This window comes from Jeongeupia chitinilytica (assembly GCF_014652315.1).
Lineage (GTDB): Bacteria > Pseudomonadota > Gammaproteobacteria > Burkholderiales > Chitinibacteraceae > Jeongeupia > Jeongeupia chitinilytica.
The window spans coordinates 235,620-248,703 of sequence record NZ_BMYO01000002.1 but is presented as its reverse complement, the minus strand read 5'-3'; the positions used below and the strand labels follow the sequence as shown (position 1 = coordinate 248,703).

Annotated in this window: 13 protein-coding genes; 3 read left to right on the top strand and 10 right to left on the bottom strand. The window is 63.9% G+C overall.

What is annotated here, in order from left to right:
* Nucleotides 1-30: 30 nt before the first annotated feature.
* Nucleotides 31-1,269 carry an NAD(P)-binding protein gene (locus IE097_RS04220; protein ID WP_189458897.1) on the bottom strand — a complete coding sequence of 413 codons (1,239 nt, stop codon included), beginning with the start codon at nucleotides 1,267-1,269 and terminating at the stop codon, nucleotides 31-33.
* A 117-nt stretch (nucleotides 1,270-1,386) separates the two neighbouring features.
* Between IE097_RS04220 and rlmM the strand changes: the two genes are divergently transcribed.
* The gene (gene rlmM, locus IE097_RS04215) at nucleotides 1,387-2,445 is read left to right on the top strand and encodes a 23S rRNA (cytidine(2498)-2'-O)-methyltransferase RlmM (RefSeq protein WP_189458896.1); all 1,059 of its coding nucleotides are present in this window, start codon (nucleotides 1,387-1,389) and stop codon (nucleotides 2,443-2,445) included.
* Between the two features lie 86 nt (nucleotides 2,446-2,531).
* Nucleotides 2,532-2,951: a large conductance mechanosensitive channel protein MscL gene (gene mscL / locus IE097_RS04210; RefSeq protein WP_189458895.1), complete on the top strand. Its 420-nt coding sequence runs from the start codon at nucleotides 2,532-2,534 to the stop codon at nucleotides 2,949-2,951.
* Between the two features lie 81 nt (nucleotides 2,952-3,032).
* Here the strand turns inward: mscL and IE097_RS04205 are convergent, their stop codons facing one another.
* The 9 genes from IE097_RS04205 to gyrA all read right to left on the bottom strand — a co-directional run bounded on the left by IE097_RS04205 (nucleotide 3,033) and on the right by gyrA (nucleotide 12,046).
* Nucleotides 3,033-4,109, bottom strand: coding sequence for a calcium:cation antiporter (locus IE097_RS04205; protein ID WP_229797421.1), 1,077 nt, complete (start codon nucleotides 4,107-4,109; stop codon nucleotides 3,033-3,035).
* 135 nt (nucleotides 4,110-4,244) lie between these two features.
* The gene (hisC, locus tag IE097_RS04200; protein ID WP_189458894.1) at nucleotides 4,245-5,342 is read right to left on the bottom strand and encodes a histidinol-phosphate transaminase; all 1,098 of its coding nucleotides are present in this window, start codon (nucleotides 5,340-5,342) and stop codon (nucleotides 4,245-4,247) included.
* 67 nt (nucleotides 5,343-5,409) lie between these two features.
* Nucleotides 5,410-5,997, bottom strand: a complete 588-nt coding sequence (locus IE097_RS04195; protein WP_189458893.1) for an LOG family protein — start codon at nucleotides 5,995-5,997, stop codon at nucleotides 5,410-5,412.
* 69 nt (nucleotides 5,998-6,066) lie between these two features.
* On the bottom strand, nucleotides 6,067-7,146 hold the full coding sequence (gene pheA, locus IE097_RS04190) for a prephenate dehydratase (RefSeq protein WP_189458892.1): 1,080 nt from the start codon (nucleotides 7,144-7,146) through the stop codon (nucleotides 6,067-6,069).
* Nucleotides 7,143-7,349, bottom strand: a complete 207-nt coding sequence (locus IE097_RS04185; protein WP_189458891.1) for a hypothetical protein — start codon at nucleotides 7,347-7,349, stop codon at nucleotides 7,143-7,145. Before IE097_RS04185 ends, pheA begins: the two co-directional genes overlap by 4 nt.
* Nucleotides 7,350-7,353: 4 nt before the next feature.
* Nucleotides 7,354-8,436 carry a 3-phosphoserine/phosphohydroxythreonine transaminase gene (gene serC / locus IE097_RS04180; RefSeq protein WP_189458890.1) on the bottom strand — a complete coding sequence of 361 codons (1,083 nt, stop codon included), beginning with the start codon at nucleotides 8,434-8,436 and terminating at the stop codon, nucleotides 7,354-7,356.
* A gap of 55 nt (nucleotides 8,437-8,491) precedes the next feature.
* A complete protein-coding gene (locus IE097_RS04175; protein ID WP_308429677.1) occupies nucleotides 8,492-8,908 on the bottom strand; it encodes a PaaI family thioesterase in 417 nt (138 codons plus the stop codon).
* Entirely contained in the window at nucleotides 8,908-9,363 is a 456-nt protein-coding gene (locus IE097_RS04170; RefSeq protein WP_189458888.1) for a PaaI family thioesterase, read from the bottom strand. The genes IE097_RS04175 and IE097_RS04170 overlap by 1 nt, the downstream gene beginning before the upstream one ends.
* A complete protein-coding gene (gene gyrA, locus IE097_RS04165) occupies nucleotides 9,356-12,046 on the bottom strand; it encodes a DNA gyrase subunit A (RefSeq protein ID WP_189458887.1) in 2,691 nt (896 codons plus the stop codon). Before gyrA ends, IE097_RS04170 begins: the two co-directional genes overlap by 8 nt.
* A 314-nt stretch (nucleotides 12,047-12,360) precedes the next feature.
* Between gyrA and IE097_RS19525 the strand changes: the two genes are divergently transcribed.
* On the top strand, nucleotides 12,361-13,047 hold the full coding sequence (locus IE097_RS19525) for an OmpA family protein (RefSeq protein ID WP_189458886.1): 687 nt from the start codon (nucleotides 12,361-12,363) through the stop codon (nucleotides 13,045-13,047).
* The last annotated feature ends 37 nt before the right edge of the window (nucleotides 13,048-13,084 follow it).

Sequence of the window (13,084 nt, the reverse complement as noted above, 5' to 3'; positions counted from 1 at the left end):
ATGACCGCGTAGACCGGCATCGGTTCCGCATCAGCGATCCCAGTCGGGGCTGGTGCCGAAAGCGGCGGCGATGCGCAGCGCCGACACGATGGCGTCTTCGGCCAGACCGTCGCCGGTCCATGCGCCCGCGTACCAGGTCGCACGGTGGCCTTGCAGCGCATCGACCTCTGCCTGCGCCTGTCTGCCTGCATGGTCGAGTACCGGCAGACGGCGCTCGACGCTGCAGATCATCCGTGCCGGTGCGACCAGCGGATCGATGCTCAGCAACAACGGCGTTCTGAACGGCAGCGCTTGCAGCCGGTTCAAATCCAGACTGAGGCAGGCCGCACCGTCGCGGCGTTGCAGCCAGTTGGCGACGGACCAGACCGCGCGCCGGCGTGGCAGCAGCCGCCGGTCGCTGTGCAGGCAGAACGACGCGGCCCGGAAACCCAGCGCGGCCAGCGCGGCCGTTTCGGCGCTGTCGGCATCGACCAGCAGATGCTGCGGCGATTTCAGCGCCATCACCGCCGCGTCGACCCGGTCGACCTGCCCGGCGGTTTCGATCAGCACGCCCAGCGGCTCGCGCCGGACCGCGAGTACCGGCGTGGCGGCACGGAAGTCGTCCATCCCCCCCGCCAGCACCGTCTGCCATCCCGGCGTCACGACGCTGCACCAGCGCCGGCCGAGGCGTTCGTGGTCGATGAACCGTCTCAGCAGCACGGCCGCCGGCAGCCCGGCGAAATCGATGTGCGGCGCCTGCCACAGCGCCGCAGCGAGCGGGCGCAGATAGCCGTCGCGGAATGCCGTCCCGTAGCCGGCCTGCGCCAGCAATCGGTTCACGCTATAGCGGGTGACGATTGCGTCGAGCAGCAGCGTATCGGCATGGCGCCGAAAGCGCCGGACGTCCGCAAGCAGACGCAGATACCCCGGTGACAACAGCAGGCGCCGCTGCGCGAACCGGTGTCCCGGATCTCCCCACTCGAGCCGGCCCGCATCGATCGACACCCCGAGCGTCGCGGCACAATCGCGTGTTTCCACCCGTTGCGAAGCCAGCAGCGCCTTCAGTTTCGGGCTGGCCGCACAGAACATCGGCAACGCGACATCGACCACGCATGACTGCCCGTCGAGGGTGACATCGACAACACGGCCTGCCCGATCGCCGCTGGCCTCGTACAGCGTTACCCGGTACTGCCTCGCCAGCAGTGCGGCCGTCAGCAGCCCGGCCAGCCCGGCACCGACCACGGCAACGCGGCTGCCCGGCACGGGTATCGCCTCGCTGCGCGCAGGCATGGCTCGTCCCTTCCTGACCGACGTTTTTCAGCCTAGCACCGTGCGCCGCCCTTGGTCTTATGCACCGCCCCGGCGGCGGCAAATGCGTTATCCTCTGCGGTTTTGCGAGTCGCCGCGATGAATCCCGCCCTGCTGCTGTATTGCCGACCCGGTTTCGAAGCCGATTGCCAACAGGAATTCGCAGCGCGCCATCCGCTCGATGGCCGCTGGCAGGTCGGTGTCGGCTATGTCGTGTTCGAGGCCGACGACAGCTACGAGCTGACGCAACTGCACCAGACGCTCGACGTCACCCGGCTGATCTTCACGCGCCAGGTGCTGCTGGCGCTCGCAAGGGTCGAGCTCGGCGAACGCGACCGGCTGACGCCGATCACCGATGCGCTCGACGCACTGGATGCGCGCTATGCCGCACCGTGGCAGGCCGTGTGGCTCGAGCATCCGGACAGCGACGCCGGCAAGCCGCTTTCGGGTTTCTGCAAGCGCTTCGGTGCCATCGTCGAAGCCGCGCTGCAAAAGCGCAAGGCACTCGACGCACGTCGCGGCCGCCACCGGCTGCACCTGTTCTTCACCTCGATGTCCGAGGTCTGGATCAGCGTCGCCAAACCGGCGCTGGCCAGCCCGTGGCCGCTGGGTATTGCCCGCGTACGCATGCCGACCGGCGCACCGAGCCGCTCGACGCTGAAGCTGGCCGAAGCGCTGATGCTGCTGGTGCCCGATGCCGAGGCGAAGATGAAGCCGGGCATGGTCGGTGTCGACCTCGGCGCGGCACCGGGTGGCTGGACCTTCCAGCTCGTCGCCCATGGCCTCAAGGTGTTCGCGATCGACAACGGTCCGATGAAGGGCGACATGGCGATCCACCCGCACGTGAAGCACCTGCGCCAGGACGGTTTCAAGTTCCGCCCGCCGCATCCGGTCGACTGGCTCGTGTGCGACATGGTCGAACAACCGGCGCGCATCGCCCAGCTGGTCGCCGACTGGTTCACCCGCGGCCATGTGCGCCACGCGGTGTTCAACCTCAAGCTGCCGATGAAGAAGCGCTGGAGCGAAATCGAACGCTGTTTCGACCTGATCGACAACGCGCTGTACAGCGCCGGCATCGACTACGAACTGAGCGCCAAGCAGCTCTACCACGATCGCGAAGAAATTACCTGCTACCTGACACGTACCAAAGTGCGTTGACAGCATTCGGTCGCGCTCACTAGGCTTACAGCAATCCGGCCGTCATGACGGCCGTACCGCTTTGCCCACAATAACGGAGATACACGATGTTCAAGGAATTCAAGGAATTTGCCATGCGCGGCAACGTCATCGACCTCGCGGTCGGTGTCGTCATCGGCGCGGCATTCGGCAAGATCGTCGACTCGCTGGTCAAGGACGTGATCATGCCGCCGCTCGGTTTCCTGATCGGCAAGGTCGACTTTGCCAACCTGTTCCTGACACTGTCGGACGGCAAGATCCCCGGCCCCTACGCCTCGCTCGACGCCGCACAGAAAGCCGGCGCGGTGACGCTGAACTTCGGCGTGTTCATCAACACCATGATCAGCTTCATCATCGTCGCCTTCGCGATCTTTCTGGTCGTCAAGGCGATGAACAAGCTCAAGCGCGAAGAGCCGGCCGCCGCGCCGGCCCCCACGCCGGAGGACGTGCAACTGCTGCGAGAAATCCGCGACCTGCTGAAGAAGTAAGCGGCAGCCCAAAAGAAAAAGCGCCCTGTCGGGGCGCTTTTTTTGCGTCTTGCGACCGGAACGCGGCCGCATCCCGCAACGTCAGGGAATGACGGCGAAGAAGAAGAACGACGCGAAGATCACCAGATGCACGATGCCCTGCAGCACCGTCGTCCGCCCGGTGGCCAGGCTCATCGAGCCGACCAGCAGCGTCAGGCCGAGCAGCACGGTTTCCTTCATCGGCAGCCCCAGCAGCAGCGGCTTGCCGGTGAAGACGAAAATGATCGCCACGGTCGGAATCGTCAGGCCGATGGTCGCCAGCGCCGAACCGAGCGCGAGATTCAGGCTGGTCTGCAGCCGGTCGGCACGTGCAGCACGCGCCGCGGCAATGCCTTCGGGCAGCAGGACCAGGCCGGCGATGACGATGCCGACCACGGCCTCCGGCGCACCGGCGTTCGCCACGGTCAGCTCGACCGCCGGCGACAGCACCTTGGCCAGACCGACGACGGCGACCAGGCACAGCAGCAGCAGGCCGACGCTGATCCAGGTCACTTTCAGACTCGGCGGCGCCGCATGTACGTCCTCGTTCGGACCTTCCGCGAGGAAATAATCGCGATGCCGGATCGTCTGCACGAACACGAAGGTTCCGTAGAGCAGCAGCGAGACGACGCCGATGAACGCCAGCTGGGTCGACCCGAGAAACGGTCCCGGCATCGCCTGCGCATAGCTCGGCAGGATCAGCGTCAGCACCGCCAGCGACGCAAGCACCGTCATCGCCGTGCTGGCGCCGCGCAGCTGGAAGTCCTGCTCGCGATGCCGCAAGCCGCCGAGCAGCAGGCAAAGACCCACGATGCCGTTGCAGACGATCATGATGGCCGCGAACACCGTATCGCGTGCCAGCGCGGCCTTGGCTTCACCACCGGGCAACATGACCGAGATGATCAGCGCGACCTCGATCACCGTGACCGCGAGTGCCAGCACCAGCGTACCGAACGGCTCGCCGACCCGGTGCGCCACGACTTCAGCATGGTGAACCGCGGCAAAGACGGTACCGGCCAGTGCCACACCGACCAGCATCAGGAATAGCGTCGCGCCGCCGGCAAACGGCGACGCAAACATCGCCCCCCAGGCAATCACGGGCAGCGCCCAGGTCCAGCGAGGTATCGTGTTCAGCGACAATATGTGCTCCTTGAAACAAACCGCACGCAGGCGGGTTCCGGTTGATGGGATAGAGAAAACTTAGTATCGCCCGCTTCCGGAAGCGAGCAGATTTCGGCCCGGCCGCTGCAACCCCAGCGGAAACCGGCCGGCGATTCAGTCGTCCATGGCTTCTTCGAGTACGGCGATGAAGCGGGCGTTCTCCTCGGGCAGACCGATCGACACGCGCAGGCTGTTCGGCAGACCGTAACCGGCCAGCGGCCGGACGATGACGCCACGCTCGAGCATGAAGCGGTTCAGCAGCCCGGCGTCACCGCAATGGAAGGTGACGAAATTGCCGTAACTCTGGATGAACGACAGCCCCATGCGCTGGAATGCCGCGGTCAGCTGCGCCATGCCGGCCAGGTTGACGCGGACCGATTCGGCAAGGAACGCATCGTCGTCGAGTGCCGCGCAAGCGGCCGCCTGCGCAAGACTGTTGACGTTGAACGGCTGGCGCAGCCGGTTGAGCAGGTCGGCGACCTCGGGTGATGCCAGTGCCATGCCGACGCGCAGGCCGGCCAGCCCGTAGGCCTTCGAGAAGGTCCGTACGACGATCAGGTTGGGAAACTGCCGCAGCCAGGCAATCGAATCCGAACGCTTTTCGCGCGGCAGGTATTCGGTGTACGCCTCGTCGAGCACGACCAGCACATGGGCCGGGCACAGCTCGAGGAATTCGATCAGATCGCCCGGTCGCGCGAGGGTTCCCGTCGGATTGTTCGGATTGGCGATCCAGACGATCTTGGTATCCGGCCGGATGGCCGCACGCATCGCTTCCAGGTCGTGGCCGTAGTCGACTGCCCGCACCGCGATGCCCTCGGCCCCCATCGCCTGTACAGCCAGCGGGTAGACCGCGAAGGCATACTGCGAGTACACCGACGAATCCCCCGCAGTCAGGAAAGTGCGGGCAATCAGGTCGAGTACGTCGTTCGAACCGTTGCCGAGGACGATCTGCGCTTCGCCGACGCCGAACTTCCGCGCGATCTTCGCCTTGAGCTCGTAGCCGCTGCCGTCCGGATACCGCGCCAGCTCGGCAAGTTCACGTTCGACCGCCGCCCTCGCCTTCGGCCCGATGCCGAGCGGGTTTTCGTTCGACGCCAGCTTGACGATGGTTGCCGGATCGAGACCCAGTTCACGTGCGAGTTCGCCGATCGGCTTGCCCGGCTGGTAAGGCGCGATGGCGCGGATATGATGGGGCGCGAGTTCGGCAAGCATGCTTTTTCCCTGCTTTCTGGAATGTGGACAGGTACCGCGAATCAGTCGTGAACGAGGGGCAGCCGAATCAGCTCTTTTTCAACAGATCCGCCTTGGCCCAGCGCGCCGGCAGTACCGGCGTGGCCGCCAGGGTATCGAGCAGCGCGGCCGGATCGTCGGCCACGGCAATGCGTTCGGCCTCCGTTTCGCGCACGAAACCTTCGGTCACGGTCTGGCGAATGAAGCCGAGCAGCTGGTCGAAGTAACCCGCGGTGTTGAGCACGCCGACCGGTTTGCCATGCAGGCCGATCTGCGACCAGGTCAGGATTTCGAACAGTTCGTCAAAGGTACCGAATCCGCCGGGCATGGCGATGAATCCGTCGGCGATGTCGGCCATCTTCGCCTTGCGCGTGTGCATCGAGTCGACCACCAGCAGCTCCGTGCATTCTGCCAGCGCCAGCTCCCGCTCGACCATGAACTCGGGAATGACACCGACAACGCGGCCACTGGCGCCGAGACAGGCCTGCGCGACGTCACCCATCAGCCCGACATTGCCGCCGCCATAGACCAGCGCGATCTGCCGCTCGGCGAGCTGACGGCCGAGGGTGCGCGCCGCTTCGGCGTATTCGGGACGGGCGCCGTGGCGCGAACCGCAGAAAACCACTACCGACTTCATTGTCCGATCTCCCTTCAGAATGAAACAGGCCCGGTATGGACCGGGCCTGTCGAATGGCTGGCAGCGTGCTCAGAGCACCGCTTGCGGATAGGCGCCGAGCACCTTGACGAAGGCCGACGTCGAACGCAGTTCGTCGAGTGCGGCAATCAGGTTCGCATCGCTGGCGTGGCTCTCCACGTCGACGAAGAACAGGTACTCCCACAGGCCGGTGCGGCTGGGGCGCGACTCGAACTTGGTCATCGACACGCCGTGACGCGCCAGCGGTTCGACCAGCGCATGCAACGCACCGGGCTTGTTCGGCGCCGAAATCACCAGCGAGGTCTTGTCCCGGCCGCTCTTGCTCACGTCCTGATAACCGAGGACGAGAAAGCGTGTGGTGTTGTTCGGCTCGTCCTCGATGTTCTCGGCCAGTTTCACCAGCTGGAACTTCTCGGCCGCCGCATCGCCGGCGATCGCCGCGGCGGTCGGATCGAGGCTGGCCAGACGCGCGGCTTCGGCGTTGCTCGCCACCGACACCCGCTCGACTTCGGCCGGCAGGTTGCGGTTCAGCCACTCGTGGCATTGCGCCAGACTCTGCGCGTGCGAATACACGCGCTTGATGCCGTCCTTGGTCGGGCTGGCACGCAGCAGGTGATGGTGGATCCGCAGCACCACCTCGCCGCAGATCTTCAGCGGCGAACTCACCATCAGGTCCAGCGTCCGGCCGACCGCGCCTTCGGTCGAATTCTCGACCGGCGCAACGACATAGTCGGCGGCGCGCGCTTCGACGGCGCGGAACGCGTCGTCGATCGACGCACAGGCCTGCGTTGCAGCAGCATGGCCGAAGTGCTTGATCGCCGCCGCCTGACTGAACGTGCCCTCGGGGCCGAGGAAGGCGATCGTCAGCGGCCGCTCCAGCGCCAGACAGGCCGACATGATTTCACGGAACAGCCGCGCCACCGTCTCGTCCGACAGCGGCCCTTGGTTGAGCTCGCGGATCCGTGCCAATACCTGCGCTTCACGTTCCGGCCGGTAGACGATGCCGCCGCCCTTGATCTCGCCGATCGTGTGGGCATGCTGCGCGCGCTGGTTCAGCAGTTCGAGCACCTGCGCGTCGATGGCGTCGATCGCGTCGCGGTGCACCTTCAGTTGTTGTTCCTGTTCGGTCATTTGTTCGGCTCGAAACGGGCCGCATCGATGATCGACCACAAGTGAATGATCCAGCCCATGAGAATGAACCACAGTGCGCCGGCCAGCACGAACATCAGCAGTGCGATCAGCGGCCGCCCCTGCAGCAACTGCCCGAGGCCGGGTACGAAGAAACTTGCCAGCGCGGCCAGTACGTTGCCGCCCGATCCTTGTCCTGTTGCCATGGGTTTATCCGTGGGTACGCGCGAATTCGCGCATGAACGACGCCAGCGTCTGTACGCCATCGAGCGTCATCGCGTTGTAGATCGACGCACGCATGCCGCCGACCGAACGGTGGCCCTTGAGCTGCAGCAGCCCCGCCGCCTTGGCATCGCCGAGGAAGGCGTCGTCCAGCGCGTCGTCGTGCAGCATGAACGGCACGTTCATGCGCGAGCGGAAGGGCTTCTCCACCGGGCAGGTATAAAAGCCGTTCGATGCATCGATCGCTTCGTACAGCAGCGCAGCCTTCTCGATGTTGACCTGCTCGATGGCCGCCAGGCCGCCCTGTTCGAGCAGCCACTTGAAGACCATGCCGGCCACGTAGATGCCGAAAGTCGGCGGCGTGTTGTACAGCGACTCGGCATCGGCGTGCACGCTGTAGTCGAGCATCGTCGGCGTCGACGGCCGGGCATGGCCGAGCAGGTCTTCCCGCACGATCACCAGCGTCAGTCCCGACGGACCGATGTTCTTCTGCGCACCGGCGTAGATCAGGCCGAATTTCGACACGTCGACCGGACGCGACAGGATGTTCGACGACATGTCGCAGATCAGCGGAACTTCCGAGTGCGGAATGAAGGGGAACTCGACACCGCCGATGGTCTCGTTCGAGCAGTAGTGCAGATACGCCGCGTTGGCGCTGCGCTGCCAGCTCGCTTCGGCCGGAATGCTGCTGAAATGGCTCTCTTCGCCCGATGCCGCAATGAGGACATTGGCAAAGCGGCGCGCTTCCTTGATGGCGATCTTCGACCAGTGCCCGGTGTTGACGTAATCGACCGTGTCGCCTTCGCGTGACAGGTTGAGCGGCAACATCGAGAACTGAAAATGCGCGCCACCCTGCATGAACAGCACCCGGTAATTCGACGGGATGTTCAGCAGCTTGCGCAAATCGGCTTCGGCTTCGTGAATGATCTGGGTGAACTCGCGACCGCGGTGGCTCATCTCCATCACGCACATGCCGCTACCGTGCCAGTCGACCAGCTCGTCCTGCACGGTCAACAGTACGTCGCGCGGCAGTACGGCCGGGCCGGCGCTGAAATTGAACACTGGGCTCATGTTTCGTTCTCTCGGTAGGCCGGCTCTACAAGGCCGGTGATTCGTTTTCCCGGGCTCAGGCCAGCAGGAAGTGGGCGCGGGCGGTGGCGACCGGTTTCGTCTCGCTCTCCTGCCACGCAGTCATCAACACATTGGCCACGCGTCGCCCCTGACGGACGATTTCGCAGCGGGCATACAGGTCCTGCGGACGACCGGCACGCAGGTAGTCGAGCGAGAAGTCGACCACGCGCGGCAGTACCGACGCCTCGTGCGCCCACATCAGATGCAGTACGGCGGCATTCTCGAGGAAACCGCCGATCACGCCGCCATGGAGCGCCGGCAACAGCGAGTTGCCGATGTTGGACTCGCGGAACGGCAGGACGAACAGCGGGCTGCCATTGTCGTCGCGAACCTCGGCGCCGATCAGACCGGCGTAGGGAATCCTGGCAAGCAAGGCACTCAGGTCGGCAATGCTGTTGATGGCGGGCGTCATCATGCCTCCTTGCCGTGGCTGGTACCGCGCGCGAACGTTGCCACCGCATAAGCCACCGGCTTGGCAATGTCGTTCTGAAAGGCCGTTGCCCGGGTGAACGCGATGTGCTCGGTCAGACGATAACATTCGGCCGTGCAATAGATCGGTGCGTCTGGCTTGGCCGGGCGCAGGTAATCGATGCGCAGGTCCAGCGTGGCGATCGCTTCGGGACCGGGCAGCAGCGTGAACAGCGATGTGCCGCTGGCGGTATCGATCAATGTCGTCACCGCACCACCATGAACGACGCGCGTTTCCGGATTGCCGATCAGCGCATCCTGAAAAGGCAGCTCGAGCGTGACCTTGCCCGCTTCCGACGCGACATGCTTGAGGCCGAGGGTTCTGCACTGCGGCAGCCCCTCGAACCAAGCCATGACCTCGGGAAAGTAGGACGGGACCGCTCGCGCTGCATCAGGCATCGGTTTGCTCCACGGCATCGGCGGCTTCGTCACCGCCCTCTTCGTCATCGGAATCGGTTTCGCAGACTTTTTCCAGACCCGACAGCAATTCGCCCTCGTCGAGGTTGATCAGGCGCACGCCCTGCGCGGCCCGGCCGGTTTCACGGATCTGGTCGGCCTTGGTACGGATCAGCACGCCGCCGGTGGTAATCAGCATCACGTCGTCGGTCTCTTCGACCAGACTCGCCGCGACCAGCTTGAGGCCCGTTTTCTCGGTCAGGTCCATTGCGATCACGCCCTGGGTGCCGCGACTGGTCAGGCGGAAATCGCCCACCGGGGTCCGCTTGCCGTAACCGCCGTCGCTGGCCGTCAGCACCATCTGGGTATCCGAGTTCGCCACCAGCAGCGAAATCAGCTTCTGTCCTTCACCCAGCTTCATGCCGCGCACGCCCTTGGAGTTTCGCCCCATCGGCCGGACCTTGCTTTGGCTGAAGCGGACCGACTTGCCGGCGTCGGAGAACAGCATGATCTGGTCGCCTTCGACCGCCTGATCTTCGTCGCCGTGCTCGTCGTCGACCACGCTTTCATCGTCGCTCGCCGCATCGTCATCGAGCACCGGGCCGCCGGCGCCACGTGTCAGTGCCACACCGACGAGGTAATTGCCTTCGTCCAGGTTGATCGCAATGATGCCGGCAGTCCGCGGGCGGGAGAAGTCGGTCAGCGGCGTCTTCTTCACGGTGCCGTCTGCGGTCGCCATGAAGATGTACTGGTCGTCGCTGAATTCCTTGACCGGCAGCACCGCGTTGATCTTTTCGCCTTCCTCGAGCGGCAGCAGGTTGACGATCGGCTTGCCACGGCTGGTACGGCCGCCTTGCGGCAGCGTGTAGACCTTGAGCCAGTAGACCCGGCCGCGCGAGCTGAAACACAGGATGTAATCGTGGGTATTGGCGACGAAGAGCTGGTCGATGAAATCGTCTTCCTTGGTCGCCGCCGCCTGCTTGCCGCGACCGCCGCGCTTCTGCGCCCGGTATTCGTCGGTCGGCGTCGCCTTCATGTAGCCGCCGTGCGTCAGCGTAACGACCATATCCTGCGGCGTGATCAGGTCTTCAAGGCACAGGTCTTCGCCGTGAGCGATGATCTCGGACTTGCGTGCATCGCCGAAGGCTGCCTTCACCTCGTTCATTTCGTCGGCGATGATCTGTGTCACCCGCTCCGGCCGCGCCAGAATGTCCAGCAGATCGAGGATCTTCTCCATGATCTCCCTGTACTCGGCGACGATCTTGTCCTGCTCGAGGCCGGTCAGGCGCTGCAGCTGCATTTCCAGAATGCGTTGCGATTGCGCTTCGGAAAGCCGGTATCCGTCCTCGCCCAGGCCGTAAATCGCATCGAGGCCGTCCGGGCGGGAGGCGCTGGCATCGGCACGCGCGAGCATTTCCTCGACCAGGGTCGAGCGCCACGTCCGGCTCATCAGGCCGATCTTGGCTTCGGCCGGCGTCGGCGCAGCCTTGATCAGTGCAATGATTTCGTCGACGTTCGACAGCGCAACGGCCAGACCTTCGAGGATATGGCCGCGTTCGCGCGCCTTGCGCAATTCGAACACGGTACGGCGCGTGACCACTTCGCGACGGTGCTTGAGGAAGCACTCGAGCACCTGCTTCAGGTTCAGCAGGCGCGGCTGGCCGTCGACCAGCGCGACCATGTTGATGCCGAAGCTGTCCTGCAGCTGCGTCTGCTTGTACAGATTGTTCAGTACGACATCGGGCACTTCACCGCGCTTGAGCTCGATCACCACGCGCATGCCGGACTTGTCCGACTCGTCGCGGATTTCGCTGATGCCTTCGAGCGACTTCTCGCGTACCAGATCACCGATGCGCTCGAGCAGCCGCGCCTTGTTCACTTGGTACGGCAGCTCGTCGACGATGATGGCCTGCTTGTCGCGCGACACATCTTCGAAGTGGGTGCGGGCACGCATCACCACACGGCCACGGCCGGTGCGGTAGCCTTCGCGCACGCCATGCACACCGTAGATGATCCCCGCCGTCGGGAAGTCCGGCGCCGGAATGATGTCGATCAGTTCGTCGACGGTCAGCTCGGCATTGGCCAGCAGAGCCAGCGCGGCGTCGATCACTTCATTCAGATTGTGCGGCGGAATATTGGTCGCCATGCCGACCGCAATACCCGACGAGCCATTGATCAGCAGATTCGGAATCCGCGTCGGCAGTACTGTCGGCTCGAGTTCCTTCTCGTCGTAGTTCGGCGTGAAGTCGACGGTTTCCTTGTCGATATCGGCCAGCAGCTCGCTGGAGATCTTTTCCAGCCGGCATTCGGTGTACCGGTACGCGGCCGCATTGTCGCCGTCGATGGAACCGAAGTTGCCCTGCCCGTCGATCAGCGTGTAACGCAGGGAGAAGTCCTGCGCCATCCGCACGAGGGCCTCGTAGGCCGCCGAGTCGCCATGCGGGTGGTATTTACCCAACACATCACCGATGACGCGAGCGCACTTCACATACGCGCGATTCCACACGTTGTTGCTTTCATGCATCGCGAACAGGATGCGCCGATGCACCGGTTTCAGACCGTCGCGCACATCGGGAAGCGCACGCCCGACGATGACGCTCATTGCGTAATCGAGGTAGGAGCGGCGCATCTCCTCTTCAAGGCTGACAGGGATCGTTTCTTTGGCGAAGCTAGGCTGTTCGGACATCTTCCAGGTCAATCGCTGGGCGCTGCAAGCGCGGGGAAAGAGAATTACTTGAGTGTGCGGAATTGGCAAATGCGTCAAGCACCGCGCAAAACCGTGCGCAGTCAGTGTAACATGGCAGTCAGCGCGCTCCAATTTCGTTGCCATGGCAACAAAAATTCACGCGCAATTCATTTGCCGCCCTTGTTCGCACGACATTAGAATGGGCGGGGTTTTGGAAAAAAAATGCCTTGACGCAGGGCTGTTGTCAGGTATATCCAGAAACAACAAGCTTGGTTGGTTCAAACACCATATCCAAATTTACCAGGAGAAAAACTATGCTGTCGCTCAAGCAAACCATGATGTCCCTTGCTGTCGTTTCGGCACTGAGCATGGGTTCGGCCATCGCCGCTACCACCGCTTACAGCACCAACGGCACCAACGTGGCGCCGACCAACGTCGAAGGCGTGGTGAAGAACTCGATCGGCGAATGCTGGCGCACTGGCACGTGGAGCAAGGACCAAGCGACCGTGGAAGGCTGCGACGGCTACGTGAAGCCGCAACCTGTTGCCGCTACCCCGGCGCCGGTTGCTCCGGCTCCGGCTCCGGTCGTGAAGAACAAGACCTTCAGCCTGCAAGCTGACGTGCTGTTCGACTTCAACAAGGCAAGCCTGAAGCCGGCCGGCAAGGACGCTCTCGACAAGCTGTACCAAGACGTCGTGAACTTCGATCCGAAGGAAGGCGAAGCAGTTGTCGTTGGCTACACCGACCGCATCGGTTCGGACAAGTACAACAACGCCCTGTCGCAGAAGCGTGCTCAATCGGTTGTCGACTACCTCGTCGGCAAGGGCGCTCCGGCTGACAAGATCCGCGCCGAAGGCCGCGGCAAGGCTGACCCGGTGACCGGCGATACTTGCAACAAGATCAAGGCTCGCAAGCAGCTGATCGAGTGCCTGGCTCCGGATCGTCGCGTCGAAATCGAAGTCAAGGGCGTGAAGGAAGTTGTTGTTCCGGCAACCAAGTAATTCCGGTTCCGTCCCGAAGCCCCGCCCTTGGCGGGGC

Coding starts and splice junctions, on each gene's coding strand:
- mscL (WP_189458895.1), top strand. CDS start 2,532: ATGTTCAAGGAATTCAAGGAATTTGCCATGCGCGGCAACGTCATCGAC.
- pheA (WP_189458892.1), bottom strand. CDS start 7,146: ATGACCGAACAGGAACAACAACTGAAGGTGCACCGCGACGCGATCGAC.
- gyrA (WP_189458887.1), bottom strand. CDS start 12,046: ATGTCCGAACAGCCTAGCTTCGCCAAAGAAACGATCCCTGTCAGCCTT.
- IE097_RS04170 (WP_189458888.1), bottom strand. CDS start 9,363: ATGCCTGATGCAGCGCGAGCGGTCCCGTCCTACTTTCCCGAGGTCATG.
- IE097_RS04175 (WP_308429677.1), bottom strand. CDS start 8,908: ATGACGCCCGCCATCAACAGCATTGCCGACCTGAGTGCCTTGCTTGCC.
- serC (WP_189458890.1), bottom strand. CDS start 8,436: ATGAGCCCAGTGTTCAATTTCAGCGCCGGCCCGGCCGTACTGCCGCGC.
- rlmM (WP_189458896.1), top strand. CDS start 1,387: ATGAATCCCGCCCTGCTGCTGTATTGCCGACCCGGTTTCGAAGCCGAT.
- IE097_RS04195 (WP_189458893.1), bottom strand. CDS start 5,997: ATGAAGTCGGTAGTGGTTTTCTGCGGTTCGCGCCACGGCGCCCGTCCC.
- hisC (WP_189458894.1), bottom strand. CDS start 5,342: ATGCTTGCCGAACTCGCGCCCCATCATATCCGCGCCATCGCGCCTTAC.
- IE097_RS04185 (WP_189458891.1), bottom strand. CDS start 7,349: ATGGCAACAGGACAAGGATCGGGCGGCAACGTACTGGCCGCGCTGGCA.
- IE097_RS19525 (WP_189458886.1), top strand. CDS start 12,361: ATGCTGTCGCTCAAGCAAACCATGATGTCCCTTGCTGTCGTTTCGGCA.
- IE097_RS04220 (WP_189458897.1), bottom strand. CDS start 1,269: ATGCCTGCGCGCAGCGAGGCGATACCCGTGCCGGGCAGCCGCGTTGCC.